This window comes from Serratia odorifera (assembly GCF_041448735.1).
Classification (GTDB): domain Bacteria; phylum Pseudomonadota; class Gammaproteobacteria; order Enterobacterales; family Enterobacteriaceae; genus Serratia_F; species Serratia_F odorifera.
In genome coordinates, this window is sequence record NZ_JBGMUT010000004.1 from 335,710 (window position 1) to 361,229 (window position 25,520).

Sequence of the window (25,520 nt, forward strand, 5' to 3'; positions counted from 1 at the left end):
GTGCATCCATAGCTCAGCTGGATAGAGTACTCGGCTACGAACCGAGCGGTCGGAGGTTCGAATCCTCCTGGATGCACCATTCTTTATAGCGTTTATCAAAAGCTCTGGCTTTCAGGTAAATGCGAGCTGAAAGGTAGCTCGAAGGGGATAACGTTGCTTTAGCAACGGCCCGCAGGGCGAAGCGGTTACGCTGAGTAATCCTCCTGGATGCACCATTCTTAAAAGTGACGTTTCACGGATAGAAACGAATTCGCTGTAAAAGGTTAGATTGCATCCATAGCTCAGCTGGATAGAGTACTCGGCTACGAACCGAGCGGTCGGAGGTTCGAATCCTCCTGGATGCACCATCTAAGAAAAACCCGCTTCGGCGGGTTTTTCGCTTTTCCGACCGCGAGAAGAGCGGTTGGAGGTTCGAGCCGAGCGTAGCGAGACAACGTTGCCTTGGCAACGGCCCGCAGGGTGAGGCGTAAGCCGAATCATCCTCCTGGATGCACCCTCTAAGAAAAACCCGCTTCGGCGGGTTTTTCGCTTTCTGCCATGCTTGTTCGAACTAAATCCCTGCGCCACCCAAGGCATTTTCCGTCATCACGCAATCAGCGACAATATGGCTGCTTTGCGATAAAGTAGTTTTCTTTCCTCTATGATCATGGAGTAACGATGTACGATCGCTACCAGGGTCTGATCTTTGACATGGACGGCACTATTCTGGATACCGAACCAACGCATCGCAAAGCGTGGCATCAGGTGCTGGGGCGTTACGGTATGGCGTTCGATGAAGCGGCGATGGTGGCGCTGAACGGTTCGCCAAGCTGGCGCATTGCCGAAGCGATTATCACCGCGCATCAGGCCGATCTCGATCCCCATCATCTGGCGGCAGAAAAAACGCGCGCGGTAGAGGCGATGCTACTTGATACCGTACGCCCCTTGCCGCTGATTGAGGTGGTAAAATCCTATCACGGTCGTCGCCCGATGGCGGTTGGCACCGGCAGCGAACACCGAATGGCGGAAGCATTGCTGCGTCATTTAGGGCTGTATCAATGCTTTGATGCCATTGTTGGTGCCGATGACGTTCAGCGCCACAAACCGGAACCAGATACCTTTCTGCGCTGTGCTGAACTGATTGGTGTACCGCCGGAACACTGCGTGGTGTTTGAAGATGCCGATTTCGGCATCCAGGCAGCACGTAGCGCCAATATGGCGGTGGTAGACGTCCGCACGCTGTGAGTAGTACGCTAACGTTACTTTCGTTATTTGGCAGTAGTTTCCTCAGTGCGACGCTGTTGCCGGGAAACTCGGAAATCTATCTGGTGGCTCTGTTGAGCAATGGTCGTATTTCGCCGGAGCTGTTGGTATTGGCGGCGACGTTAGGTAATACGCTCGGCGGGGTAACCAATGTAATTATCGGGCGCCTGCTACCGGCGATGAAACCACAACGCGGGCTGGCAACGGCGCAGCGCTGGTTGCAACGCTTTGGCCCGGCTGCGTTATTACTCAGCTGGATGCCGGTGGTGGGCGATTTGTTGTGCGTGTTGGCAGGTTGGCTGCGCATGCCGTGGGGTCCTGTTGTGCTTTTTCTGTGTATCGGAAAAGCACTGCGCTACATCGTTTTGACTATGATAACGCTACAGGGTATCGCTTGGTGGCATTAACGAAGTGAATATAACTCAATATTCTATCGGGTGCGGTTTCAGTATGCTTACGAATTATCGTTTTAGAAGCGGGAGGTCAATTTGATCCCGGACGTATCACAGGCGCTTTCTTGGTTGGAAGCCCACCCTCAGGCATTAAAAGGCATCCGCCGCGGTATTGAGCGCGAAACGCTGCGCGTTACTGCAGACGGCAAACTGGCTACCACCGGGCATCCGGAACATCTGGGGGCGGCATTAACGCATCATTGGATTACCACGGATTTTGCCGAGGCGCTGCTGGAGTTTATTACGCCGGTTGATGACGATATCGATCATTTATTGACGTTCCTGCGCGATATTCATCGCCACGTGGCGCGCAATATCGGTGATGAACGCATGTGGCCGCTGAGTATGCCGTGCTTTATCGGCGCGGAGCAGGATATCGAACTGGCACAGTTTGGTTCGTCGAATATCGGCCGTATGAAAACGCTGTATCGCGAAGGGTTGAAGAACCGCTACGGCGCCTTGATGCAGACCATTTCCGGCGTGCACTATAACTTTTCGTTGCCGCTGGAGTTCTGGCAGGCATGGGCCGGAGTAGAAGATGCCGAAAGTGGCAAGGAACAGATATCTGCCGGCTATTTCCGCCTGATCCGCAACTATTATCGCTTCGGCTGGGTTATCCCGTTCTTGTTCGGCGCATCACCGGCTATTTGTTCCTCGTTCCTCAACGGGCGTGAAACCTCGCTGCCGTTCGAAAGCAACGGGCGTGGCATGCTGTACCTGCCTTATGCCACTTCACTGCGGTTGAGCGATCTGGGCTATACCAACAAGTCGCAGAGTAACCTCGGCATTACCTTCAACGATCTGCAAAGCTACGTGAAGGGGCTGAAAAAGGCCATCGTCACGCCGTCAGAAGAGTTTGCCAAGCTGGGAGTGAAAGACGGCGATCGCTATTTGCAATTGAATACCAATGTGCTGCAGATAGAAAACGAACTGTATGCGCCGATCCGGCCGAAACGCGTCACCCATAGTGGGGAAACGCCGTCAGATGCGCTTCTACGCGGCGGTATTGAATATATCGAAGTCCGCTCGCTGGACATTAACCCGTTCTCGCCAATCGGCGTAGATGCGGTACAGGCGCGTTTCCTCGATTTGTTCCTGGTGTGGTGCGTGTTGGCCGATGCGCCGGAAATGAACAGCGATGAACTGCTGTGTACGCGCAAAAACTGGAACCGCGTTATCCTGGAAGGGCGCAAGCCGGGGCAAACCATCGGCATCGGTTGCGACGATACGCGCAAACCGCTGCAACAGGTCGGCAAGGCGCTGTTTGCCGACCTGCGTCGCGTAGCCGAAGTGCTTGATAGCGAAGCGGGCAACCAGGCTTATCAGCAGGTCTGCGATCAATTGGTTGCGGCCTTTGACGATCCGGATTTGACGTTCTCCGCCCGTATTCTGAAGGCCATGCAGGACGCCGGCAACGGCGGTGTAGGGCTGGCATTGGCGGAACAGTACCGTCAGATGCTGCGGGACGAACCGCTGGAGATTTTGAGCGAGGCGGCATTGGCTAAAGAAGCGGAAGCCTCTTGGCAGCGTCAGCGCGACATAGAAGCCAGTGATACGCTAAGCTTTGAACAGTTCCTGAAGGCCAATGGCGGGGGCTGAAAAGAAAATGGCCACATCAATGTGGCCAAATATGCATCTCTGATGACAGGGATGATGATAACAAATGCGCGTCTTTCACATAGTCAGACTTGCAGGGTGGGAAAAGGTTTCCTTGGATTGCGAAAAAATCCGAAATAATTTTTTTTAACGAGGAGGTGCTAAATGCCACTGCTGGATAGTTTTACCGTAGATCACACCCGCATGGCGGCCCCGGCGGTTCGCGTTGCGAAAACCATGAAAACGCCGCATGGTGACACCATCACCGTGTTCGACCTGCGTTTTTGCATTCCGAACCAAGAAGTGATGCCAGAGCGCGGTATCCATACGCTGGAACACCTGTTTGCCGGCTTTATGCGCGATCACCTGAACGGGCAGGGCGTGGAGATTATCGATATCTCACCAATGGGTTGCCGTACCGGTTTCTACATGAGTTTGATTGGCGTACCTGAAGAGCAGCGCGTGGCGGATGCCTGGAAAGCGGCAATGGCCGACGTGTTGAAAGTGACCGATCAGCGCAAGATCCCTGAGCTGAACGAATTCCAATGCGGCACCTACCATATGCATTCGCTGGAAGAAGCACAGGACATTGCCAAGCACATTCTGGATCGCGATGTAGTGGTTAACCACAATGACGAGCTGGCGTTGCCGAAAGAGAAACTGCAAGAGCTGCATATCTAGCCGTCAGCCAGACTTGTCGGCTGTTAATGTAAAAAAGACGCGATTTCGCGTCTTTTTCTTTTATGCAGCGCTCTGCTTAATGATTCTGTACGCTAGCCTGCAGAGGTTTGATCGGCGTCACCCGTACCTGTTTGATCATGTTGTCCTGCACGTCCAGAATGTCGAAGTCATAATGGCCGACGCGGATCCGGGTGCCGGTTTCCGGGATTTCTTCCAGCTCTTCCAGCAACATGCCGTTGATGGTACGCGCATCAACCGCCGGCAGGTTCCAGTTGAAGGCCTTGTTCAGTTCCCGCACGTTGGCAGTACCGTCAATCAGTACCGAACCATCGCTCTGCGGATTCACCTCTTCCGCCAGCGTAGGCGACATTGAGGTGGTGAAATCACCGACGATCTCTTCCAGGATATCCTCCACCGTCACCAGCCCCTGAATATCGCCGTATTCATCAACCACGATGCCGACCTTTTCCTTGTTGCGCTGGAACTTGACCAGTTGCACGTTAAGCGGCGTGCCTTCCGGCACGTAATAGATCTCATCGGCGGCCCGCAGCAGGTTTTCCTTGTTGAACTCTTTCTTTTCGGTCATTAGCCGGTAGGCTTCGCGCACCCGCAACATGCCGATGGCGTCGTCCAGCGAGTCGCGATACAACACGATGCGGCCATGCGGCGAATGGGTCAGCTGACGCATGATGGATTTCCAGTCATCATTGATATCAATGCCCATGATTTCATTGCGCGGCACCATGATGTCTTCCACCGATACCTTTTCCAGGTCCAGTACCGAAATCAGCATGTCCTGATAGCGTCGTGATATCTGTGAGTGCGATTCGTTAACGATGGTGCGCAGCTCTTCCTTGCTGACCGCATCGCTGATCCGCTGATTGGTGTGGACACCGAACAGGCGCAGCAGGATGCTGGTAATGCCATTGAGCAACCAGACCAGCGGGAACATGATTTTCTGCAACGGCGCCAGCAGGAAGCTGCTGGGGAAAGCGATGCGTTCCGGATAGAGTGCGGCGAAGGTTTTGGGCAATACCTCGGCGAATAGCAGCACCGCGAAGGTCAATACGCCAGTGGCGATAGCGACCCCGAGATCGCCATATAAGCGCATGCCGACGATGGTCGCCAGCGCCGAGGCCAGGATATTCACCAGGTTATTGCCGATCAGTACCAGGCCGATCAGGCGGTCAGGTTTTTGCAGCAGCTTTTCAACCCGGCGGGCAGAACGGTTGCCTTGTTTGGACAAATGACGAAGACGATAGCGGTTGAGCGTCATCATACCGGTTTCGGAGCCTGAAAAATAAGCTGAAACCACTATCATGATCACCATAATGATGATTAGGGTGGCTGTCGAAACGTGCTCCAACGCGATATTCCTTATTTGTGGAGAAAAGTAACCTCAACGAACAATGAGGCGGTAGCCATAATGCAGTTTAGCGCACCATCACTTCCTGGATCAGGCGACTGCCAAAGTAAGCCAGGGTTAGCAGGAACGCGCCGACCAGACTGAACCAGACTACGCGGCGGCCGCGCCAGCCTTCATGATAATGGCCCCAGAGCAGAACGATATAGACAAACCATGCCATGATCGACAGCACCGCTTTATGGACGTTTTCCTTACTGAACAGATTATCCATATACAACAAGCCAGTGCACAGGGTGAGGGTCAGCAGCACCACGCCTATCTGGGTGATGTGGAACATCTTGCGTTCAATACTCATCAACGGTGGCATATCGGCGCTGAAACTGAGCTTTTTGTTCTTCAGCAGATAATCCAGCCAGGCCAATTGCAGAGCATAGAGCGCGGCAATGATCAGCGTGGCGTAGGAAAACAGTGCCAGGCCGATGTGCACCAGCAGTTCCGGGCTGGCTTCCAGATGGGTTATGAACTCGCCCGGCAACAGGCTGACAAACGCCAAATTGATCATCGCAAAGCTATAGACGATCGGCAGCAGGAACCAGCCGCGATCGCGGGATGCAACGATGGTCATCACGGTGCAGATAATCAGGCTGACGATCGAACCTATGTTGATCAAGCTGAGATTTTGCCCACCGCCAACGTCGAAAATACGCTGTTGCAGGGCGATGGCGTGACACACCAGCGCCACCACGGCAGAGAGCAGAGCAAGCCGACGGTATGCGCTATTCTTCCGCAACAAGCTGGGAATGATCAGTCCAAGGCTGAGCAGGTAGGCTATCAAAGCCACAATGGAAAATACTGGCATAGCGTTTAATTTTGCATCGGCGTGATTAATTGGATTGCCAGTATAGCGTCGTGTGGGCCGTGCTCCAACCGATCTCCAACGCCAAGGCAGAGATCGTGTCTGCTTCGTGTTATAATCGCTGCAATTGTGTCGCCATGGCGGCCTGTCTTTACGTTGAGCCTGAGACGATGTTTGAAAATTTAACCGATCGATTGTCGCGCACATTGCGCAATATCAGCGGCCGTGGGCGGCTGACCGAAGAAAATATCAAGGAAACCCTGCGGGAAGTGCGCATGGCATTGCTGGAAGCGGACGTTGCGCTGCCGGTAGTGCGTGACTTTATCAATCGTGTCAAAGAAAGCGCGGTTGGACATGAAGTCAACAAAAGCCTGACGCCGGGGCAGGAGTTCGTCAAGATCGTCAAGAGCGAACTGATTGCCGCCATGGGTGAAGTGAACACCGAGCTGAACCTGGCGGCTCAGCCGCCAGCGGTGGTACTGATGGCAGGCTTGCAAGGTGCCGGTAAAACCACCAGCGTCGGCAAGCTAGGCAAGTTCCTGAAAGAAAAACAAAAGAAAAAAGTGCTGGTGGTTTCCGCCGACGTTTATCGTCCTGCGGCGATTAAACAGTTGGAAACGCTGGCTGAAGGCGTCGGCATCGACTTTTTCCCGTCGGATGCCAAAGACAAGCCGATCGACATCGTTAACCGCGCGTTACAACAGGCGAAGCTGAAGTTTTACGACGTACTGATCGTCGATACCGCCGGTCGTTTGCACGTCGACGAAGCGATGATGGACGAAATCAAGCAGGTGCATGCGGCGATCAAGCCGGTGGAAACCCTGTTTGTGGTCGACGCCATGACCGGCCAGGATGCGGCCAACACCGCCAAGGCGTTTAACGAAGCGTTGCCGCTGACCGGCGTAGTGCTGACCAAGGTTGACGGTGACGCGCGCGGTGGTGCCGCGTTGTCGATTCGCCATATTACCGGTAAGCCGATCAAGTTCCTGGGCGTTGGTGAGAAGACCGACGCACTTGAGCCGTTCCACCCGGATCGCGTGGCTTCGCGTATTCTCGGTATGGGCGACGTGCTGTCGTTGATTGAAGACATCGAGAGCAAGGTCGACCGCGATCAAGCGGAGAAACTGGCCAATAAACTGAAGAAGGGTGACGGCTTTGATTTGACCGACTTCCTCGATCAGCTCAAGCAAATGCGTAACATGGGCGGTATGGCCAGTATGTTGAGCAAGTTGCCGGGTGCCGGCCAACTGCCGGACAACGTCAAATCGCAGATGGACGACAAGGTACTGGTGCGCATGGAGGCGATCATCAACTCGATGACGCTGAAGGAGCGCGCCAAACCGGAAATCATTAAAGGGTCGCGCAAGCGCCGTATCGCGATGGGTTCCGGCATGCAGGTGCAGGACGTCAACCGACTGTTAAAACAGTTTGACGAAATGCAGCGCATGATGAAAAAGATGAAAAAAGGCGGCATGGCGAAGATGATGCGCGGCATGAAAGGCATGATGCCGCCGGGCTTCCCAGGCCGTTAAACGCGCAGGTCTCCCACTGGGGAGCGCGTTAACCGATTTGCCGCTCGCGGCAAAAACCGCCCGAAAGTGAGTGGGGCGCAAAACGAATTGCCGGCAATCTACGCTTTAGATTGCTTTTTGCGCCAAAATGAGTAAAATTTTCGGGCTTTTTATATTGCAACCGGGCCCCGTCCCTCAATGGGGCCCGGCTGTTTTATTAACTAAAGAGGATGTTATGGTAACAATTCGTTTGGCACGTGGCGGCGCTAAAAAGCGTCCGTTCTATCAAGTAGTAGTGACCGACAGCCGCAACGCTCGTGATGGTCGTTTCATCGAGCGCGTAGGCTTCTTCAACCCGATCGCTTCTGGTCAGGCTGAAGCACTGCGTCTGGACCTGGACCGCATCGAACATTGGGTCGGCCTGGGTGCAACCGTTTCTGATCGCGTTGGCGCGCTGATCAAAGACGCTAAGAAAGCAGCTTAATCTGTCGCGGTGGTGGCAATGAGCAAGCAACTCAAACCGGTAGCACCTAAGCAGCCGCTTGTACTCGGCAAAATGGGGTCTACTTACGGCATTCGTGGTTGGCTCAGAGTGTTTTCATCCACCGAAAACGCTGAAAGCATTTTTGACTATCAGCCGTGGTTAATCCAAAAGGCGGGTCAGTGGCAGGTTGTCGAGCTGGAAAGCTGGAAGCGCCACAATCAGGACCTGATCATCAAGATCAAAGATATTGACGATCGGGATGCGGCGAATCTACTGACCAATTGCGAAATTGTGGTGGATTCCGAGCAGTTGCCTCCGTTGGAAGGCGATGATTACTACTGGAAAGACCTGATGGGCTGCCAGGTAGTCACCACTTCCGGCTACGAACTGGGCAAAGTCATCGATATGATGGAAACCGGTTCGAACGACGTAATGGTCGTGCGGGCAAACCTGAAAGATGCCTTCGGCATGAAGGAGCGGTTGGTCCCGTTTCTTCATGGGCAGGTTATCAAGAAAGTCGATCTCGCTGCCAAGGTAATCGAGGCAGATTGGGATCCTGGTTTTTGACCTCCGGATCACACGATCGCAGCAAGTGGAATAACGCAATGGGGATTGGCTTGTGTTCATTGGTATTGTAAGCCTGTTTCCAGAGATGTTCCGTGCAATCACCGATTACGGGGTGACTGGCCGGGCAGTAAAAAATGGCCTGCTGAGCGTGCAGTGCTGGAGTCCTCGTGACTTCACCTACGACCGGCATCGTACCGTGGACGATCGCCCTTATGGCGGCGGCCCGGGAATGCTGATGATGGTGCAACCTTTACGGGAAGCCATTTCAGCTGCGAAAGCAGCGGCAGGCGAGGGAGCAAAGGTGATTTATCTGTCACCTCAGGGGCGCAAGCTGGATCAAACCGGCGTTTGCGAACTGGCGACCAATCAGAAGATGATTCTGGTGTGCGGTCGTTACGAAGGGATCGATGAGCGCGTGATCCAAACCGAAATTGACGAAGAATGGTCAATCGGCGATTACGTTCTCAGCGGCGGGGAACTGCCGGCAATGACCCTGATCGATTCAGTTGCCCGTTTCATACCGGGCGTGCTGGGACATCAGGCCTCTGCGGAAGAAGACTCTTTCGTCGATGGATTGCTGGATTGCCCGCACTATACCCGGCCTGAGGTGTTGGAAGGGATGGAAGTACCGCCGGTTCTGCTGTCGGGCAACCATGCCGAGATACGTCGCTGGCGCTTAAAGCAGTCGCTGGGCCGTACCTGGCTTAGAAGACCTGAACTTCTAGAAAGCCTAGCTCTGACTGACGAGCAAGAGGTGTTGCTGGCGGAGTTCCAACGGGAACATCGCGCCGAGTAACAGGACTATTAAGGCAACGTCCGAGGACGTAGCCGATATATCAGTTTACCTAGGGTAAGAGACATATTATGAGCAACATTATTAAGCAACTTGAACAAGAGCAGATGAAGCAAGACGTACCTGCATTCCGTCCGGGTGATTCCGTGGAAGTGAAGGTATGGGTCGTTGAAGGTAGCAAAAAACGTCTGCAGGCATTCGAGGGCGTGGTTATCGCTATCCGTAACCGCGGTCTGCACTCTGCATTCACTGTTCGTAAGATTTCCAACGGCGAAGGTGTTGAGCGTGTATTCCAGACTCACTCCCCAGTAATCGACAGCATTACTGTTAAACGTCGTGGTGCCGTTCGTAAAGCCAAACTGTACTACCTGCGTGAGCGTACTGGTAAGGCTGCTCGCATCAAAGAGCGTCTTAACTAAGATACAGCTAACGCTGCATCCAAAAGTTAATAGTCATAAGGGGCTTGCCGTGATGGTAAGCCCCTTTTTTATACCCGGTGCAGTATAACTCGCCTGGTGGACAGCCTTGCCGGCTTTGCTGCGGCTGTAAAGCCGTTGATGGTCGGCAAAAATACGCATTAGGCCAGTGGATTGGCGATGTCCGATCGGCGAGGTTGCAACGCCGAACGACGCCATTACAGCGCAGCCGCGCGCTGCTTTCCCTTATCTGCATGTGGCTGAGCGGGAATGATATCCCCCGGCTTTACGATCACTCGCGCCACCGACTCGTGCGTGGCGAAGGTACAGCTGCAATTAATGTTTTGGCATTGGTGATAACGTTCTTTGGTCGACTCGCTGAGGTAGCGGCTGGAACGGGTATGGGCCACGCTACCGCATAGTGGACAGTGCATCATGATCGGATCCTCTTGTGGTTTGCATTACGTATTGTGATTATATTAGCCGGTAAACTCGTAAAAGCAAGATTAAATTTGCGAGTTGTCGGCTGATTTGTTTTTACATATGTTGATTGAGGAATTGCTGTGTTAACGCCGAGGTTAAGTAGCGAAACGGCAGAGGAAAAAGCGAGAACATCCGATGTTTAAGTGCAAGAAGCCAGCCGCGGTGAACGCCAGTCGGCGCGATAGGCCACGACTCGCTTCAGTTATCGAGTTCATCATACAGCCGGCGCTTCAGACCGCTTTTCCTGAGCGAACGTAGTAAATGATAACTTTTGCGGCGATAGTACCAGTTCACGGCAAAGGTACCGACACCAACGGCAGCTCCCACCAATACCGCAATGTCTTCAGGTGAATGCCGTCCAAACCACGCCAGGCAGGCGGCTATAAAATAAGAAAGCGTTGAAGTGAATTTTTCCATTGTGTAGTCCTACCTTTATTCGAGTTCCGCTTGGCAGCGGCGGTTGCCGCCGGCATCTCAACCGGCTAACCGTGTGACAAAGTGGGCTCTCGTTCCTCGAGCCCGGTTAGGCACAGTGTCCAGTTGCCAATTGCTGCCGGCAACGTCTGTGGGTTGTGGATACGCTGGCACAACCCGCAGACGTTGCATTGGTGACAAATAAAAACACCCGCGCCGGCGGGTGTCTAAAATGCTATGCCACGCGACGCATAACGCGTTAGCGGTCGCTGTGGCGGTCGGCAGGGTAAAATATTTCTTGATAATCATTATCCGGCAGCACCTGACTGGCCAGATCTGAAATCAGCGACATGGCGATCAAAAACTCAGAGCTGCTGCATTGTGCCGCCTGGGATACATCTGCGATGAACTGGATGCGCGACAGTGTTAGTTGTTGTTTATCCACGGTTTCCACTGTTTATGCCCTCTCTGCAATATACTGTTTATTTATACAGTATTAAGCAAAATGCTAAACCCGTCAATGGGTGGTGGCGTCATTTGCCGAGTAAAATTCCTGGATGATTAATAAGAGAACTATCTTGTTGAAACCACGAAGTTACCGATAGACCTCGGGGAGAGAAAGCGTCAGTGGTTGAGACGATAAGGTAAAAACATCGTTTTTGCTGCCTGTGGGGGAGTCAAAGAAAGTGTAAGTCGCATTTCAAGTTCATTAACTTGCTATTGCGCGTTGTCTGTTTGTATTTTCATGGTTCATGTCGCATAATCTAATGATAGGCGAAAGTCACGCCAGGCAATACGGGTTGTCGCAGCTGTGCGCTGGCGATTCGCCAACGACGATGTGTAAAAGCAACATTATTTTATGACCGGGGAAGTTATGCGTGAAGAAACTGTGAATGACAATGCCGCCGTCGGCGCAGTGATTGAAAGAATCCTTGCTTCTTATGGCGTAGCCACACAAAAAGAGCTGAGCGAGGCCTTGGCCATCGCGCCCAACAATATCAGCAGTTGGCAGCAACGAGGCAGCGTGCCGGGGCAGGTGATTATCAATTGTGCGCTGACTACCGGCGCCGATCTGACCTGGCTGATGACCGGAGAAAAAGCAAAACAGCAGCAACCGCGAGAGAAAGTCTTGCCGGCGGTACGTGGCAAAGCGTTGTATGAGCGGGTGCAGGCTTCTGGCGGTAAGGGGGTGTTGCGGCGCATTCTGGATGCGTACGGTTTCAGTCTGCAAAAAGAGTTGGGCGATCTGCTGGGTATTTCCTCAGGCACCATGAGTACCTGGGTGCGGCGTAACTATTTTCCTGGCGATATCGTGGTGACCTGTGCGTTGGATACCGGGGTACCGTTGTTATGGCTGGCGACTGGCGAAGGGGATATGCACAGCGTGACCACGCCGGCGCCACCCGCCACCAGTCGCGCTCGCGCCTTGCCACAATATCAACTGCTGGCAGGGCAATTGCAACCTGCGGGGGAATGGTTGGCCGATCCGACCTTGATCCCCACTCGCGTTTTGCAACCGGCTTACGTTGACGGTGGGCGCACTGCATGGCTGGTGGACCTGGCTATTACGCATATTGCCAATGGGCGTTGGCTGATCGACATTGATGGCAATATAGATGTCTACGACATTGCGCGTCTGCCAGGCAATCAGCTGCAGGTCAGCGGTGGGAACGCTGATTTTCAATGTTCCACCGACGCCTTGAAAGCGTTGGGAATGGTCTGGTTGACGCTGGCCCAACAGGCATAAGAAACCCACCGTTTACCCACTGTGTTTGATGTCGTTGCGGGAGCCGGTGGGGAGGATAGCCGGTGGGTTGGTGCGACAGCGTGATTACAGGCCGTAAACCAGCGTTACCGAGGTGGTGGTATCGGTGTTTTTCGGCGCAGAAGCCGGCGGTTCACTGTTGTAGGTCACGGTATAGGCCAGGCGCAACGAGAACCGATCATTAATAGCCACGTTCAGTGCGGTTTCAGAGTTCAAGGTAATGTCTTCGTTTGCCAACGCGGAGAAACCTTCGGTGAACTTGGTGTTGTCGGTCAACTGGTAGGAATAGTTGGCAGCACCGTAAGCCAGTGCTTTGGTAGTGCGACCACCGTCGTGATATTCATCATGACGCACGCCCGGGCCAAATTCGACGCGCAGATCGTGAATCGGATCGTTGAAGATCTGGCGACCATAACCCCCGGTCAGCGTTGAGCGTGAATCATAACCTGCGAAGCGATCGTTCAACCAGCTTGCTTGACCAAACAAATAGTTACGGTCGGTCATGTTATAACGTGTGCGACCGCCGGCCTGGTATTTCTCAGAGGATCGCACATTGGATGAGGTCGTGTTGGTGGCCGATCCCCACAGGCTGTACGCGCTGACGGTGTTGAACCAGGTCAGTGACGTGTTGGCCAGCAGGGTGGAACTTTCCGAGTTGCCGGACTGCGCGTTATAACCAGCCTGAATATTACCTTCAAACGGCTTTTTTGCCGTGGCCGGATCGTCCATCGCGGTAAACAGCGTATTGTCGGCAAAGGATGAAAAAGACAGGCAAGCGGTCAAACAGCTTAGGTACAACGGAATAGCGCGACGAGCGCGTGAAGAGAGCATTTTGGATCCAGTTTGTTAAGTGGTGATTGGTGAAAACGGGCGCATTATAGCGACTCAGGCTACCGACCAAAATAGCGCCGATTAGCTTAAGTTTTTAATTTTTAACTACCAGTTATTCTCTTGTCTTCTGCTAATTTTACCGGATTGGACGCGATAAAATGCTATGTATCCTTAAGCTTTACGCGGCCTTTCAGCATAAGTGTCGTCAGGCGGCAACGGTTGGCCCATTGCCGCCACGCGACGGGCGTTACATGAAGGTGCTGACCAGCAGATAACCGGTGATGCAGGAACACAACACACCAATCAAGCCTGGAATAATAAAACTGTGGTTGATGATAAATTTACCAATACGCGTCGTGCCGGAGCGGTCAAAGCCGATGCAGGCCAAGTCGCTCGGATAGGTTGGCAAGACGAAATAGCCATAGGCCGCAGGGAAGAAAGCCAGCAGCATTTTGGGCTCGACCCCCAGTTGCAACCCCATCGGTGCGATGGCCGCCAGCGCCGCCGCCTGGCTGTTTACCAGTTTGGAAACCAGAAACAGCACGATGGCATAGGTCCACGGCTGGCTTTTGACCACATCCTCCAGCAACAGCTTTAACTCACCCATATGCGCCTGAAAGAAAGTATCGCTCATCCAGGCGACGCCGAATACCGAGAAAATGGCCACCATGCCGGCTTTGAACACCGCGCCGTTGGCGATTTCGCCCGGCTTCACTTTGCAGCTCATTAATATGATGGCGCCGGCGATCAGCATCATCATCTGAATCACCAGATTCATCGACAGCGGTTTCAGCACCCCTTTGGCCTCAAATGACGGGCGCAAATCGGCAAATGCCCCAAGCAGCACCACGACGGCAATCGCCGCAAAAAAGATCAGCGTTGAAGCATAGGCCTGCTTGGCGAAGCGTTGATTCAACAGCGTTTCGGTACCGCCATAGATATAGGCGCGCTGCTCGGGATCGCTGATCCGCGCCTGGAACTCGGCATCGTTGTCTAAATCCTTGCCACGGCGCAAGCTCCACAGTGCGGCCATCAATACGCCGACCAGTGAGGAAGGGATTGAAATCGCCAATATCTCCAGCAGTGTATAGGCCTTGCCGATGCCATGGCCAGCGGCAATGATGGACACCAGTGAAACCACCGCCACCGAAACCGGTGACGCGGTGATGGCCATTTGCGATGCGACTGACGACACGGCCATCGGCCGTTCTGGCCGAATGCCTTTTTTGATGGCGATATCGGCAATAATCGGGAACATGGTATATACCACATGGCCGGTGCCACACAGGAAGGTCAGCGTCCAGGAAGTGAACGGCGCCAGCAGCGTGATGTGTTGTGGATGACGACGCAGCAGGCGTTCGGCGTATTGCATCATGACATTCAAACCGCCGGCGGTTTGCAGCACCGACGCGCAGCCAATGACCGCCAGTATGGTCAGCATGACATCGACCGGCGGTTTGCCGGGTTGTAACCCAAACACAAAGCTCAGCAGGAATAAACCGATGCCGCTGATCAACCCCAGTCCCATGCCGCCAAAGCGGGTACCGACCAGTAAGCAAAGAATAATAATGGCGAATTGCAGAGTTATCATGAGAGTCCCTTGTTAAAAGTAATGCTGTGGCTCATGAGCCTTCCTTGCAGGTGACGGGGCCTGTCTATGCAGGTCTACCCCTAAAGAGGTGTGAACCGTTTAGCGTCATCATTCAGTAATTACCGGGGGAGAACTATGAGGTTGCGCAATGTTTATTCATGAAATAACTCTTTTAGGGAGATATAAAACCGTATTGGATGGCGATAGCTGCCGTGTGTAAACTTAAATTTACATGCGGGGTGGGTGTTGACAGGATTTACCACTAACGCGTCATGGTGGTTTTGGTCGAGAAGGTTTTTATTTTACCTGTTGTTTTTAAATAATATTATTGGTTTTATTTCGTTTTGTTTTTCGGGGCTTTATGCTTCCCCTGTTGTCAGTAATTTTTTATTTACGGATTTTGGATTGAAAACTTTACAACGCATGGTAAGGTAGGCCCTGTAACGCTCAATGTTTAACTAACTTACGCTCAGGCATAACGGCAAACGACAGGAAACAGCATCATGCAAAAAGACGCGCTCAATAACGTACATATCAGTGCAGAACAGGTTTTGATTACGCCGGAAGAGCTGAAAAACCAGTTCCCGCTCAGCGCCAGTGATGAAAATGAAATCGCTGCTGCTCGCAAAACTATCGCCGATATCTTGCAAGGGCGCGATCACCGTCTGCTGGTGGTGTGCGGGCCATGTTCGATCCACGATCCGGATGCGGCGCTGGATTACGCACGTCGTTTGAAAACCCTGTCGGCTGAATTGAGCGATCAGCTGTATATCGTTATGCGCGTCTATTTTGAAAAGCCAAGAACCACCGTCGGTTGGAAAGGCCTGATCAACGATCCGTATATGGATGGTTCGTTTGACGTGGAAGCCGGTTTGCACATTGCGCGTCGCCTGTTGCTGGATCTGGTTGGCATGGGGTTGCCGTTGGCCACCGAAGCGTTGGACCCCAACAGCCCACAATACCTCGGCGATCTGTTCAGTTGGTCGGCAATCGGTGCGCGTACCACCGAATCGCAGACCCACCGCGAAATGGCGTCCGGCCTGTCGATGCCGGTCGGCTTTAAAAATGGCACCGACGGTAGTCTGGGAACCGCCATCAACGCCATGCGGGCCGCCGCCATGCCACACCGCTTCGTTGGTATCAATCAGGCTGGGCAAGTGTGCCTGTTACAAACCCAAGGCAACCCGGATGGCCACGTGATCCTGCGTGGCGGCAAAACGCCAAATTACAGTGCGCAAGACGTTGCGGCCTGTGAAAAACAGATGCGTGAAGCGGGACTCCGTCCGTCCTTGATGATAGATTGCAGCCATGGCAATTCTAATAAAGATTACCGCCGTCAGCCGGTGGTTGCCGAGTCGGTGGTAGAGCAGATCAACGCAGGTAATCGTTCTATTACCGGAATCATGCTGGAGAGCCATCTGCATGAAGGCAACCAGTCTTCCGAGCAGCCGCGTGTCGATATGCGCTACGGCGTATCCGTCACCGACGCCTGTATTGACTGGAACGACACCGAGACGCTGCTGCGCCGCATGCATCAGCAGCTTGGTGCCGCGCTGATGGCACGCACTGGAGAGTAGTGAGTTATGGTGGCTGAACTGACCGCGCTGCGCGATCAAATTGACGAAGTGGATAAAGCGCTGCTGGATTTGCTGGCGAAACGCCTGCATCTGGTGGCTGAAGTGGGCGAAGTCAAAAGCCGCCACGGACTGCCGGTGTATGTACCCGAGCGTGAAGCGGCGATGCTGGCTTCGCGCCGTGCGGAAGCGGCGGCGCTTGGCGTACCGCCGGACCTGATTGAAGACATATTGCGTCGTGTGATGCGCGAATCGTACGTCAGCGAGAATGACAAAGGTTTTAAAACCCTCTGTCCGCAGCTGCGTCCGATTGTGATTATCGGCGGCAACGGCCAGATGGGGCGTTTGTTCAATCGGCTGCTGACGCTGTCGGGCTATCAGGTAAACGTGTTGGATCAGCACGATTGGCCTCAGGCGGAAACGCTGCTGGCTGATGCCGGCATGGTGATTGTCAGCGTGCCGATCCACGTCACCGAGCAAGTTATTCAGCGGCTGCCTACGCTGCCAGACGACTGCATTCTGGTTGACCTGGCATCGGTGAAGAACCGCCCGCTGCAGGCGATGCTTGCGGCACACGGCGGCCCGGTATTGGGGTTGCACCCAATGTTTGGCCCAGATGTCGGCAGCGTTGCCAAGCAGGTGGTGGTGTACTGCGACGGCCGTCAGCCCGAAGCCTACCAGTGGCTGCTGGAGCAATTGCAAGTGTGGGGCGCACGGTTGCACTGCATCAGCGCGGTGGAACATGACCAGAACATGGCGTTCATTCAGGCTCTGCGCCACTTCGCTACGTTTGCCTACGGCCTGCATCTGGCGGAGGAAAACGTGCAACTGGAGCAATTGCTGGCGCTGTCCTCGCCGATTTATCGGCTGGAACTGGCGATGGTGGGGCGGCTGTTTGCGCAGGATCCACAGCTGTACGCCGATATCATCATGTCGTCGGAAGAAAATATTCAACTGATCAAGCGTTACTACACGCGTTTCGGCGCGGCGATCGAACTGCTGGAACATGGCGATAAACAGCAGTTTATCAACAGCTTCCAAAAGGTTGAACACTGGTTCGGTGATTATGCCGAGCGTTTCCTGGTAGAAAGTCGTTCACTACTGCGTCAGGCTAACGACAGTCGTCAATAAAACCCGCGATGCATCACAAAAAAGGTCTGGCAGATGCCAGACCTTGCAACGTGCTGACTCTGTCAGCTATCAAACCAAGCCCCTGCACACCAGGCTGAAGAGTCGGCTAACTGGTTGCCGTACCCCACTCGGCGCTTTTCTGCGCGTCAGGAGGGATTGACCGGGACCACGTTTTCACTTGGGTAGCAGCCTAGCACCTTTAACGAGCGAGTAATTGGCGTCAAGTCCTGCAGGGCTTTCTGCATGGCATCGGAGCGGATATTCGCCTGCACGTCGATGTAAAACATCTCTTCCCACGGATTGCCATGGATCGGGCGGGATTCCAATTTGGTCATGATGATGCCGTTGTCACGCAGCACCAGCAACGCTTCGACCAATGCCCCCGACTGTTGGCCGGTTGCCATGATAAAAGTGGTTTTCGCCGGCACCTGTTCTGACACGTCAATTGCCTTGCGCGCCAACACGATGAAGCGGGTAATATTCTGTTGCTGGTTGGCCAGGTTGTGTTCCAGCACCTGCAGACCATACAGCGCGCCGCCGGCTTCGCTGCCCAATGCGGCGGCTGTTGGCGAATTGATTTTGGCAACCTTTTCCATTGCCGCAGCGGTGCTTTCGCAGTATTCGATTTTCCAGTGTGGGTAACGGTTGATGAAATGGCTGCACTGCTGGAACGGTTGCGGATGGCTGTAGACGGTATCAATCTGGTTAAGGTCGGTATCGCCGGCGACCAGCACGCAGTGATCGATCGGATTGGTCAGTTCGCCGACGATTGACAGGCTGGTGTGCTGCAGCAGGTCGTAAACGTCGTTGATGGAACCGGAACTGGTGTTCTCAATCGGTAATACCGCGTAGTCAGCCTGGCCGGTTTCGACCTGGGTGAAAATATCCTGGAATTTCTGACAACCGTGCTCGATCAATTGGTCGAAATGGCGTGCGGCATAGCGGCGCGCGGCCAGATGGGAATAAGACCCTTTCGGCCCGAGGAACGCAACGCGTGCAGAATGCTGGCTGGTCTGATTGAGTTGATGTTGCAACAGTGCCTGTTGGGTCAGTACCGAGTCTTCAATAATCAGCTGGAACAGGCGAGTGATGTAAAAACCGTCCAGCTCATAGGGTTTGGCGGCGGTGATCAGGGCGTCCAGCAGGTCGCGCTCGCGCTCTTTATCGCGGATTGGCCGGTGAGAGTGCAACTTGGTTTTGCCCACTTCGACTGCGAGCTCACGACGTTCCGCCAGTAATGCCAGCAGTTTCAGATCCAGTGCGCTGATGCGTTCACGCAGCACGAGTAATGGGTTGTCAGTCATAATCAGCTTTGCCCTGTGTTTTTCTAATAATCATAAAAAAAGCCTCCTGTTTCCAGGAGGCTTTGCTGTTCGTCTTCGCATTCTTTATCACACGACGAAACGCCTCCCAATCAGGGGAAGGTAAAAAAGAATGCGAAGAAAAACGGTTTGCGTTGCATTGGCTGCTTATCGGCTAATGAGTGAGGTTTTAAAGTAACCGCTGGGTTTTCTTTCTGTCAATAAAAACCGGTGAACAAAAAGCGCGCCCTTGGGCGCGCTGGGTGTGAAAACACCGGGACGGGTTACTCTTGTTCAGGTTCTACTGCGACTTCCGGAACGACGTCCTTCACGCTGGCGTGTGCGCGGCGTGCCTCGCCTTTATGCTGCACTTTGTTGAGCTGGCGCTCCAGCTTGGCGATCAGTTCGTTGACGGCGGTATACATATCTTCGTGTTTGGCGCTGGCGACCAGCGGGCCGTTTGGCGTGGTGATGGTGGCGTCGGCCACAAACCCTTTAGGTTCTTTGGATAAAACAATGTGCGGGTTAATCAGTTGGGCCTGCCATTTATCCAGTTTGCTGAGACGGTCTTCGACATGATTACGGATTGCGGGGGTGATATCCATTTGTTTGCTGGTAATGTTGATTGTCATATAACTTACCTCTCTTGTCTTTCCGTCTTGGATGGATTCAGCATACCCCGCTTTAGGGCTAAAGGGGTGAGGAAAATCACCTTTTTTTGTCACCTTTTGCAAAGTTAGTTCAATCTGTGATTTAGCCTCTGAAACCGCCATCTAGCGCTTGAGTCTTCTCGCCGGATCGCGCATTATCGATAGGTTGACCGGCGTGGATTGTTCTTTAATGCCGTGTTTTTAATTGCATATTTTCCCAATTTGGCGCCAGCGTGCGCCAATAAAAACGGCAGCCGAGGCTGCCGTTTTGTTATCTGCTATGCGGGATGGCGATCAGGCCTGATTGGCAGCGATGATTTTCGCCACTTTGTCCGCCTGGCCGTTCAGCTGCAACTGCTTGTACGCGTTTTCCATCAGCGGCAGCGCATCGCGCGTCGCTTTGGTGTCCGGGTATTCACGCATCATCTGTTCGACACGATTAACAACCGCGACGTAAGCACCGCGTTTAGTGTAGTATTCCGCCACTGAAAGCTCATACTTGGACAAACGGTCCTTGAGGTATACCAGGCGCTTTTGCGCATCCGGCGTATACTGACTGCTCGGATACTGCTGAATCAGCTGGCTGAAATCGCGGAACGCAGCGCGGGCATGCTGTGGATCGCGGTCTGAACGATCGACCCCGAAGAAGCCTTGCAATGCGCTGTCATCCAGTGCCATATCCGTCAGACCACGCATGTACATCACATAATCGATGTTCGGATGCGTCGGGTTCAGGCGCATAAAGCGATCGATGGATGCCTGCGCCAGTGGCAGATCGGCCGACTTATAGTAGGCATAAATCAGATCCAGCTGCACTTGCTGGGAGTACGGCCCGAAAGGATAGCGGTTGTCTAACGCTTCGAGTTGCGTAATCGCGCCCTTGAAGTTACCGTCCTGCAGTTTCTGCTGGGCGTTTGCATAGATTTCCGAAGGCGGGTTGTCGGGAACCGCATCCTTGGAACTGGAGCAACCTGCCAGCGCCAGGCTCAACGTGGCTGCCGCCACCAGATATTTCATACGCGTCATGACGTTTTGATTATCCTCAGGGTGTTATTCCGGGAGACTGTCCGTTAAGCTCCCGACAAAGACCAGTTACAATAGCACATTATATTAAACGGCATCGCCGTGAAAACCCAACGTTAACGAAGAAGCTGCATATGGCACAACAAGTACAACTCACCGCAACGGTGGCCGAATCTCAACTCGGACAACGTTTAGATCAGGCTTTGGCCGAATTGTTCCCCGATTATTCACGTTCTCGCATAAAAGAATGGATTTTGGAAGATCGGGTGCAGGTCAACGGCAAAACGACAAACAAACCGAAAGAGAAGGTACTGGGGGGAGAGACGGTTGCCATTGATGCGCAGATTGAAGAAGAAGCGCGTTGGGAACCGCAGGACATCCCGCTGGATATCGTTTATGAAGACAGCGATATTCTGGTGATCAACAAACCGCGCGATCTGGTGGTACACCCGGGTGCCGGCAATCCTGATGGCACGGTGCTCAATGCCTTGCTGCACTACTATCCGGAAATTATCGACGTGCCGCGTGCCGGCATCGTTCACCGTCTGGACAAAGACACCACCGGTCTGATGGTGGTCGCCAAAACCGTGCCTGCGCAAACCCGTCTGGTTGAAGCGCTGCAGTTGCGGGAAATTACCCGTGAATACGAAGCGGTGGCGATCGGCACCATGACCGCCGGCGGTACCGTGGAAGAGCCGATTGCGCGCCATTCCACCAAACGTACTCATATGGCGGTTCACCCGATGGGCAAACCGGCGGTAACGCATTACCGCATCATGGAGCATTTCCGCGCGCACACCCGTTTACGTTTGCGTCTGGAAACCGGCCGTACCCACCAGATCCGTGTGCATATGTCACACATTAGCCATCCGCTGGTGGGCGATCCGCTGTACGGTGGCCGTCCACGTCCGCCAAAAGGCGCATCAGAGGCGTTTATCACCACTTTACGTGGCTTCGACCGTCAGGCACTGCATGCCACCATGCTGCGTTTGTATCATCCTATCAGCGGTATTCAGATGGAATGGCATGCGCCATTACCACAGGATATGGTTGATTTGATCGATGCGCTGAAGGCCGATACCGAAGAATTCAAGGATCAGATGAACTGGTAATGGACGCGCTCATCCAACCCGACTGGCCGTTACCGCAAGGTGTCGCGGCATGTAGCACCACCCGACACGGCGGTATAAGCCTGCCGCCGTATGATTCGCTTAATCTCGGCAGTCACGTCGGGGATGTCGAATCGACGGTGTGGCATAACCGTGAACTGCTGGTGGCGGGCGCCAGCCTGCCACAGATGCCATACTGGCTGGAGCAGGTGCATGGGACTCGCGTACTGCGCCTGGAAGGGCAGGCGCCGACCGATCTGCGCGCTGACGCGGTGTACAGTAACCAGCCGGGACAGGTTTGTGCGGTGATGACGGCGGATTGCCTGCCGGTGTTGTTCTGCTCTCGGACCGGCAAAGAAGTCGCCGCCGCTCATGCCGGCTGGCGTGGGTTATGCGATGGGGTGCTGGAAAGCACGGTTGCGGAATTTGCTGCCGAGCCTGGCCAGATCGTTGCCTGGCTCGGACCGGCCATCGGACCGCAGTGCTTTGAGGTCGGCGCTGAAGTGCGCGCGGCGTTTATGGCGGTCGACGCCGCTGCTGACGCTGCTTTTATCCCTCACGGCGATAAATACCTTGCCGATATCTACTTATTGGCACGCCAGCGGCTGCAAGCTGTTGGAATCACCGAAACCTATGGTGGCAATCGTTGTACCGTTAGCGAAATCAGTCATTTTTTCTCCTATCGACGCGAGCGAATAACCGGACGTCTGGCAAGTTTAATCTGGCTGATATAACCTATTGAATTAGGACGGTCCACCGACGCATAACGTTGTACTCATAATATAGTGTCGAAATAACCTTGAAAATTTGAGGGATGACCTCATTTAATCTCCAGTAGCAATTTTGTCCTATATTGGAGGTGTTATGCGTCTGGATCGTCTTACCAACAAGTTCCAGCTTGCCCTCGCCGATGCCCAATCTCTAGCCCTTGGGCACGACAACCAGTTTATTGAACCGTTACATCTGATGAGCGCATTGCTCAATCAGGAAGGGGGCTCGGTTCGTCCATTATTAACCTCTGCCGGTATCGACGCCGGGCGCCTACGCACCGAAATCGAACAGGCTCTTTCCCGTCTGCCGCAAGTCGAAGGCACCGGTGGCGACGTGCAACCATCCCACGAACTGGTGCGTGTGCTGAACCTGTGCGACAAGCTGGCGCAAAAGCGTGCGGACAAGTTTATCTCGTCTGAATTATTTGTACTGGCGGTGCTGGAAGATCGCGGCACACTGACCGATTTGCTGAAAGCCGCCGGCGCGACAACCGATAAAATCAGCAAGGCCATTGAGCAAATGCGAGGCGGCGACAGCGTGGAAGACCAGGGTGCTGAGGACCAGCGTCAGGCGTTGAAAAAATATACCATCGATCTTACCGAACGTGCCGAACAGGGCAAGCTTGACCCGGTGATCGGTCGTGACGAGGAAATTCGCCGTACCATTCAGGTATTGCAACGTCGTACCAAAAATAACCCGGTGCTGATCGGTGAACCCGGCGTGGGGAAAACCGCTATTGTGGAAGGCCTGGCGCAGCGCATCATCAATGGTGAAGTGCCTGAAGGGCTCAAGCACAAGCGAGTACTGTCGCTCGACATGGGCGCGCTGATTGCCGGCGCCAAATACCGCGGCGAGTTTGAAGAGCGTTTGAAAGGCGTACTGAGCGATCTCGCCAAGCAGGAAGGCAGCGTCATTCTGTTTATTGACGAACTGCATACCATGGTCGGTGCCGGCAAGGCTGACGGCGCGATGGACGCCGGTAATATGCTGAAGCCGGCATTGGCACGTGGCGAGCTGCATTGCGTCGGTGCAACCACGCTTGACGAATATCGTCAATATATAGAAAAGGATGCGGCGCTTGAGCGTCGTTTCCAGAAGGTGTTCGTCGCTGAACCAAGCGTTGAAGACACCATCGCGATTCTGCGCGGCCTGAAAGAACGTTATGAGCTGCATCACCATGTGCAGATTACCGACCCTGCGATCGTGGCGGCGGCGACGCTGTCGCACCGTTATGTCTCTGACCGCCAGTTGCCGGATAAGGCCATCGACCTTATCGATGAGGCGGCTTCCAGCATTCGCATGCAGATGGACTCGAAGCCGGAAGCGCTCGATCGGCTGGAACGTCGCGTTATCCAGTTAAAACTGGAACAGCAGGCGCTGAATAAAGAGTCTGACGACGCCAGCCGGAAACGACTGGAAATGCTCAGCAGCGAGCTGGAGCAAAAAGAACGCGAATATTCTGAACTGGAAGAAGAGTGGAAAGCCGAGAAGGCCTCACTGTCGGGCACCCAGAATATCAAGGCCGAGTTGGAACAGGCGAAAATCACCCTGGAGCAGGCGCGTCGCGTTGGCGACCTGGGGCGGATGTCCGAGTTGCAATACGGCAAGATCCCCGAGCTGGAAAAACAGCTTGCTGCGGCAACCCAGGCCGAAGGCAAGACCATGAAGCTGTTGCGTAATCGCGTTACCGATGCCGAGATTGCAGAAGTGCTGGCGAAGGCAACCGGTATCCCGGTGGCCAGAATGCTGGAAGGCGAGCGCGACAAACTGCTGCGGTTGGAGCAGGAACTGCATTCACGGGTGATTGGCCAAGACGAAGCGGTGACCGCGGTATCCAACGCCATTCGCCGTAGCCGTGCCGGTCTGTCGGATCCGAATCGCCCGATTGGCTCTTTCCTGTTCCTGGGGCCGACCGGTGTAGGTAAGACCGAACTGTGTAAGGCGCTGGCATCTTTCCTGTTCGACAGTGACGATGCCATGGTGCGTATTGATATGTCCGAGTTTATGGAAAAACATTCCGTCTCGCGGCTGGTCGGTGCACCTCCCGGCTATGTGGGTTATGAAGAAGGCGGCTATCTGACCGAAGCGGTACGCCGCAGACCGTATTCCGTCATTTTGCTGGACGAGGTCGAAAAAGCGCATCCGGACGTATTCAATATCCTGCTGCAGGTATTGGATGACGGGCGTTTGACCGACGGGCAAGGGCGTACCGTCGACTTCCGTAATACCGTGGTGATCATGACCTCTAACCTGGGTTCCGATCTGATCCAGGAACATTTTGGTCAGATGAACTATGCGCAAATGAAAGAGTCGGTGATGGAAATGGTGAGTCATCACTTCCGTCCGGAATTCATCAACCGTATAGATGAGGTGGTGGTCTTCCATCCATTGGGTCAACAGCACATTGCCGAGATTGCCAAAATCCAGTTGGCGCGTTTGTATCAACGTCTGGAAGAACGCGGCTACGCGGTTACGATTACCGAACCAGCGTTGACACTGCTCGGCAAGACCGGCTACGACCCAGTGTATGGTGCACGGCCATTGAAACGCGCTATCCAGCAGGAGATTGAAAACCCGCTGGCGCAGCAAATCCTTTCGGGGGCGTTGGTGCCAGGCAAACCGGTGACGCTGGATGTCGAAAACGATCATATTGTCGCCAGGCAGTAACGATAAACGGTAACAACGTTAAAAAGGGAGCGGGCAACCGCTCCCTTTTGCTTTGGTTGTTTTAGCGCTTTTGCGAGAGTTGTCACGTTGAAGGGCTGAAAATGGTCATTTATAGGCTAATAAATATCCTAAAATAAGCTTATTGATTGTTTTTTGTTCGCTTGAAAGATTTTTTGAAATTAGGGGTTGCGGCCTTCTGAGAACTCCCTATAATGCGCCTCCACTGACCGGGAACAACGACTGCTT

Annotated in this window: 26 protein-coding genes, 2 tRNA genes, 1 other RNA gene and 1 other annotated feature; of the genes, 18 read left to right on the plus strand and 11 right to left on the minus strand. The window is 53.8% G+C overall.

The genetic code is table 11. The features are described from left to right. Window positions 1-2 precede the first annotated feature (2 nt). The 7 genes from ACCC84_RS14010 to luxS all read left to right on the plus strand — a co-directional run bounded on the left by ACCC84_RS14010 (window position 3) and on the right by luxS (window position 3,971). Window positions 3-79: transfer RNA gene (locus tag ACCC84_RS14010), tRNA-Arg, on the plus strand. A 191-nt stretch (window positions 80-270) separates the two neighbouring features. Then, a tRNA-Arg gene (locus ACCC84_RS14015) sits at window positions 271-347 on the plus strand. Between the two features lie 30 nt (window positions 348-377). After that, window positions 378-496: non-coding RNA, RtT sRNA (locus tag ACCC84_RS14020), on the plus strand. A gap of 161 nt (window positions 497-657) precedes the next feature. After that, a complete protein-coding gene (gene yqaB, locus ACCC84_RS14025; RefSeq protein WP_004955176.1) occupies window positions 658-1,224 on the plus strand; it encodes a fructose-1-phosphate/6-phosphogluconate phosphatase in 567 nt (188 codons plus the stop codon). Beyond that, window positions 1,221-1,649 (plus strand): YqaA family protein, encoded by a 429-nt coding sequence (locus ACCC84_RS14030; RefSeq protein ID WP_004955173.1) that lies wholly within the window; start codon window positions 1,221-1,223, stop codon window positions 1,647-1,649. Before yqaB ends, ACCC84_RS14030 begins: the two co-directional genes overlap by 4 nt. An 81-nt stretch (window positions 1,650-1,730) precedes the next feature. Beyond that, window positions 1,731-3,293, plus strand: coding sequence for a glutamate--cysteine ligase (gshA, locus tag ACCC84_RS14035; RefSeq protein WP_004955171.1), 1,563 nt, complete (start codon window positions 1,731-1,733; stop codon window positions 3,291-3,293). Window positions 3,294-3,455: 162 nt separating this feature from the next. Further along, window positions 3,456-3,971 (plus strand): S-ribosylhomocysteine lyase, encoded by a 516-nt coding sequence (luxS, locus tag ACCC84_RS14040; protein WP_004955170.1) that lies wholly within the window; start codon window positions 3,456-3,458, stop codon window positions 3,969-3,971. A gap of 76 nt (window positions 3,972-4,047) precedes the next feature. Here luxS and ACCC84_RS14045 read toward each other — a convergent pair whose 3' ends face one another. Next, a complete protein-coding gene (locus ACCC84_RS14045) occupies window positions 4,048-5,337 on the minus strand; it encodes an HlyC/CorC family transporter (protein WP_004955167.1) in 1,290 nt (429 codons plus the stop codon). 67 nt (window positions 5,338-5,404) lie between these two features. Next, window positions 5,405-6,196, minus strand: coding sequence for a cytochrome C assembly family protein (locus tag ACCC84_RS14050; protein ID WP_004955165.1), 792 nt, complete (start codon window positions 6,194-6,196; stop codon window positions 5,405-5,407). A gap of 167 nt (window positions 6,197-6,363) precedes the next feature. On the opposite strand from ACCC84_RS14050, the gene ffh reads away from it, so the two are divergent. The 5 genes from ffh (at window position 6,364) to rplS (ending at window position 9,967) form a co-directional block, all read left to right on the plus strand. Further along, window positions 6,364-7,725 (plus strand): signal recognition particle protein, encoded by a 1,362-nt coding sequence (ffh, locus tag ACCC84_RS14055; protein WP_088499874.1) that lies wholly within the window; start codon window positions 6,364-6,366, stop codon window positions 7,723-7,725. 214 nt (window positions 7,726-7,939) lie between these two features. Continuing rightward, window positions 7,940-8,188 carry a 30S ribosomal protein S16 gene (gene rpsP / locus ACCC84_RS14060; protein ID WP_039991114.1) on the plus strand — a complete coding sequence of 83 codons (249 nt, stop codon included), beginning with the start codon at window positions 7,940-7,942 and terminating at the stop codon, window positions 8,186-8,188. 18 nt (window positions 8,189-8,206) lie between these two features. Continuing rightward, window positions 8,207-8,755 carry a ribosome maturation factor RimM gene (rimM, locus tag ACCC84_RS14065; RefSeq protein WP_004955153.1) on the plus strand — a complete coding sequence of 183 codons (549 nt, stop codon included), beginning with the start codon at window positions 8,207-8,209 and terminating at the stop codon, window positions 8,753-8,755. Between the two features lie 52 nt (window positions 8,756-8,807). Further along, window positions 8,808-9,551 (plus strand): tRNA (guanosine(37)-N1)-methyltransferase TrmD, encoded by a 744-nt coding sequence (trmD, locus tag ACCC84_RS14070; protein WP_371901998.1) that lies wholly within the window; start codon window positions 8,808-8,810, stop codon window positions 9,549-9,551. Window positions 9,552-9,619: 68 nt separating this feature from the next. Next, a complete protein-coding gene (gene rplS / locus ACCC84_RS14075; protein ID WP_004955150.1) occupies window positions 9,620-9,967 on the plus strand; it encodes a 50S ribosomal protein L19 in 348 nt (115 codons plus the stop codon). 215 nt (window positions 9,968-10,182) lie between these two features. Here rplS and ACCC84_RS14080 read toward each other — a convergent pair whose 3' ends face one another. The 3 genes from ACCC84_RS14080 to ACCC84_RS14090 all read right to left on the minus strand — a co-directional run bounded on the left by ACCC84_RS14080 (window position 10,183) and on the right by ACCC84_RS14090 (window position 11,315). Continuing rightward, window positions 10,183-10,401: an ogr/Delta-like zinc finger family protein gene (locus tag ACCC84_RS14080; protein ID WP_004955147.1), complete on the minus strand. Its 219-nt coding sequence runs from the start codon at window positions 10,399-10,401 to the stop codon at window positions 10,183-10,185. A gap of 244 nt (window positions 10,402-10,645) precedes the next feature. Beyond that, window positions 10,646-10,864 carry an HP1 family phage holin gene (locus ACCC84_RS14085; protein ID WP_004955144.1) on the minus strand — a complete coding sequence of 73 codons (219 nt, stop codon included), beginning with the start codon at window positions 10,862-10,864 and terminating at the stop codon, window positions 10,646-10,648. A 256-nt stretch (window positions 10,865-11,120) separates the two neighbouring features. Then, window positions 11,121-11,315, minus strand: coding sequence for a hypothetical protein (locus tag ACCC84_RS14090; RefSeq protein WP_198773306.1), 195 nt, complete (start codon window positions 11,313-11,315; stop codon window positions 11,121-11,123). A 420-nt stretch (window positions 11,316-11,735) separates the two neighbouring features. On the opposite strand from ACCC84_RS14090, the gene ACCC84_RS14095 reads away from it, so the two are divergent. Further along, window positions 11,736-12,608 (plus strand): helix-turn-helix domain-containing protein, encoded by an 873-nt coding sequence (locus ACCC84_RS14095; protein WP_102991111.1) that lies wholly within the window; start codon window positions 11,736-11,738, stop codon window positions 12,606-12,608. A gap of 84 nt (window positions 12,609-12,692) precedes the next feature. Here ACCC84_RS14095 and ACCC84_RS14100 read toward each other — a convergent pair whose 3' ends face one another. Continuing rightward, window positions 12,693-13,457, minus strand: a complete 765-nt coding sequence (locus tag ACCC84_RS14100; protein ID WP_039991108.1) for a DUF481 domain-containing protein — start codon at window positions 13,455-13,457, stop codon at window positions 12,693-12,695. Window positions 13,458-13,704: 247 nt separating this feature from the next. Further along, the gene (locus ACCC84_RS14105; protein ID WP_371901999.1) at window positions 13,705-15,048 is read right to left on the minus strand and encodes an anaerobic C4-dicarboxylate transporter; all 1,344 of its coding nucleotides are present in this window, start codon (window positions 15,046-15,048) and stop codon (window positions 13,705-13,707) included. 503 nt (window positions 15,049-15,551) lie between these two features. Between ACCC84_RS14105 and ACCC84_RS14110 the strand changes: the two genes are divergently transcribed. Both ACCC84_RS14110 and tyrA read left to right on the plus strand, forming a co-directional pair. Further along, window positions 15,552-16,625 (plus strand): 3-deoxy-7-phosphoheptulonate synthase, encoded by a 1,074-nt coding sequence (locus ACCC84_RS14110; RefSeq protein WP_004955132.1) that lies wholly within the window; start codon window positions 15,552-15,554, stop codon window positions 16,623-16,625. A gap of 6 nt (window positions 16,626-16,631) precedes the next feature. Continuing rightward, window positions 16,632-17,753, plus strand: coding sequence for a bifunctional chorismate mutase/prephenate dehydrogenase (gene tyrA / locus ACCC84_RS14115; protein WP_198773308.1), 1,122 nt, complete (start codon window positions 16,632-16,634; stop codon window positions 17,751-17,753). Window positions 17,754-17,899: 146 nt separating this feature from the next. On the opposite strand, the gene pheA is transcribed toward tyrA, so the two are convergent. From pheA to bamD, 4 genes are all read right to left on the minus strand, one after another. Then, entirely contained in the window at window positions 17,900-19,057 is a 1,158-nt protein-coding gene (gene pheA, locus ACCC84_RS14120; protein WP_004955129.1) for a bifunctional chorismate mutase/prephenate dehydratase, read from the minus strand. A gap of 32 nt (window positions 19,058-19,089) precedes the next feature. Next, window positions 19,090-19,216: a sequence feature (Phe leader region), on the minus strand. Then, window positions 19,168-19,215, minus strand: a complete 48-nt coding sequence (pheL, locus tag ACCC84_RS14125) for a pheA operon leader peptide PheL (RefSeq protein WP_193764799.1) — start codon at window positions 19,213-19,215, stop codon at window positions 19,168-19,170. It overlaps the preceding feature by 48 nt. 122 nt (window positions 19,217-19,338) lie before the next feature. Next, window positions 19,339-19,686, minus strand: a complete 348-nt coding sequence (gene raiA, locus ACCC84_RS14130) for a ribosome-associated translation inhibitor RaiA (protein ID WP_004955127.1) — start codon at window positions 19,684-19,686, stop codon at window positions 19,339-19,341. Between the two features lie 312 nt (window positions 19,687-19,998). Further along, the gene (bamD, locus tag ACCC84_RS14135) at window positions 19,999-20,730 is read right to left on the minus strand and encodes an outer membrane protein assembly factor BamD (RefSeq protein ID WP_004955124.1); all 732 of its coding nucleotides are present in this window, start codon (window positions 20,728-20,730) and stop codon (window positions 19,999-20,001) included. A gap of 131 nt (window positions 20,731-20,861) precedes the next feature. Between bamD and rluD the strand changes: the two genes are divergently transcribed. The 3 genes from rluD to clpB all read left to right on the plus strand — a co-directional run bounded on the left by rluD (window position 20,862) and on the right by clpB (window position 25,274). After that, window positions 20,862-21,839, plus strand: a complete 978-nt coding sequence (gene rluD, locus ACCC84_RS14140; RefSeq protein ID WP_004955122.1) for a 23S rRNA pseudouridine(1911/1915/1917) synthase RluD — start codon at window positions 20,862-20,864, stop codon at window positions 21,837-21,839. Beyond that, entirely contained in the window at window positions 21,839-22,570 is a 732-nt protein-coding gene (yfiH, locus tag ACCC84_RS14145; protein ID WP_371902000.1) for a purine nucleoside phosphorylase YfiH, read from the plus strand. Before rluD ends, yfiH begins: the two co-directional genes overlap by 1 nt. Before the next feature lie 130 nt (window positions 22,571-22,700). Then, the gene (gene clpB / locus ACCC84_RS14150) at window positions 22,701-25,274 is read left to right on the plus strand and encodes an ATP-dependent chaperone ClpB (protein WP_004955116.1); all 2,574 of its coding nucleotides are present in this window, start codon (window positions 22,701-22,703) and stop codon (window positions 25,272-25,274) included. Window positions 25,275-25,520 lie beyond the last annotated feature (246 nt).

Bases quoted from the DNA above. Each gene is read 5' to 3' on its own strand.
- ACCC84_RS14050 (WP_004955165.1), bottom strand. From the start codon at position 6,196: ATGCCAGTATTTTCCATTGTGGCTTTGATAGCCTACCTGCTCAGCCTT.
- ACCC84_RS14095 (WP_102991111.1), top strand. From the start codon at position 11,736: ATGCGTGAAGAAACTGTGAATGACAATGCCGCCGTCGGCGCAGTGATT.
- rimM (WP_004955153.1), top strand. From the start codon at position 8,207: ATGAGCAAGCAACTCAAACCGGTAGCACCTAAGCAGCCGCTTGTACTC.
- clpB (WP_004955116.1), top strand. From the start codon at position 22,701: ATGCGTCTGGATCGTCTTACCAACAAGTTCCAGCTTGCCCTCGCCGAT.
- bamD (WP_004955124.1), bottom strand. From the start codon at position 20,730: ATGACGCGTATGAAATATCTGGTGGCGGCAGCCACGTTGAGCCTGGCG.
- ACCC84_RS14100 (WP_039991108.1), bottom strand. From the start codon at position 13,457: ATGCTCTCTTCACGCGCTCGTCGCGCTATTCCGTTGTACCTAAGCTGT.
- pheA (WP_004955129.1), bottom strand. From the start codon at position 19,057: ATGACTGACAACCCATTACTCGTGCTGCGTGAACGCATCAGCGCACTG.
- ACCC84_RS14110 (WP_004955132.1), top strand. From the start codon at position 15,552: ATGCAAAAAGACGCGCTCAATAACGTACATATCAGTGCAGAACAGGTT.
- yqaB (WP_004955176.1), top strand. From the start codon at position 658: ATGTACGATCGCTACCAGGGTCTGATCTTTGACATGGACGGCACTATT.
- luxS (WP_004955170.1), top strand. From the start codon at position 3,456: ATGCCACTGCTGGATAGTTTTACCGTAGATCACACCCGCATGGCGGCC.
- ACCC84_RS14080 (WP_004955147.1), bottom strand. From the start codon at position 10,401: ATGATGCACTGTCCACTATGCGGTAGCGTGGCCCATACCCGTTCCAGC.
- ffh (WP_088499874.1), top strand. From the start codon at position 6,364: ATGTTTGAAAATTTAACCGATCGATTGTCGCGCACATTGCGCAATATC.
- raiA (WP_004955127.1), bottom strand. From the start codon at position 19,686: ATGACAATCAACATTACCAGCAAACAAATGGATATCACCCCCGCAATC.
- rluD (WP_004955122.1), top strand. From the start codon at position 20,862: ATGGCACAACAAGTACAACTCACCGCAACGGTGGCCGAATCTCAACTC.
- rplS (WP_004955150.1), top strand. From the start codon at position 9,620: ATGAGCAACATTATTAAGCAACTTGAACAAGAGCAGATGAAGCAAGAC.
- tyrA (WP_198773308.1), top strand. From the start codon at position 16,632: ATGGTGGCTGAACTGACCGCGCTGCGCGATCAAATTGACGAAGTGGAT.
- ACCC84_RS14085 (WP_004955144.1), bottom strand. From the start codon at position 10,864: ATGGAAAAATTCACTTCAACGCTTTCTTATTTTATAGCCGCCTGCCTG.
- yfiH (WP_371902000.1), top strand. From the start codon at position 21,839: ATGGACGCGCTCATCCAACCCGACTGGCCGTTACCGCAAGGTGTCGCG.
- rpsP (WP_039991114.1), top strand. From the start codon at position 7,940: ATGGTAACAATTCGTTTGGCACGTGGCGGCGCTAAAAAGCGTCCGTTC.
- ACCC84_RS14105 (WP_371901999.1), bottom strand. From the start codon at position 15,048: ATGATAACTCTGCAATTCGCCATTATTATTCTTTGCTTACTGGTCGGT.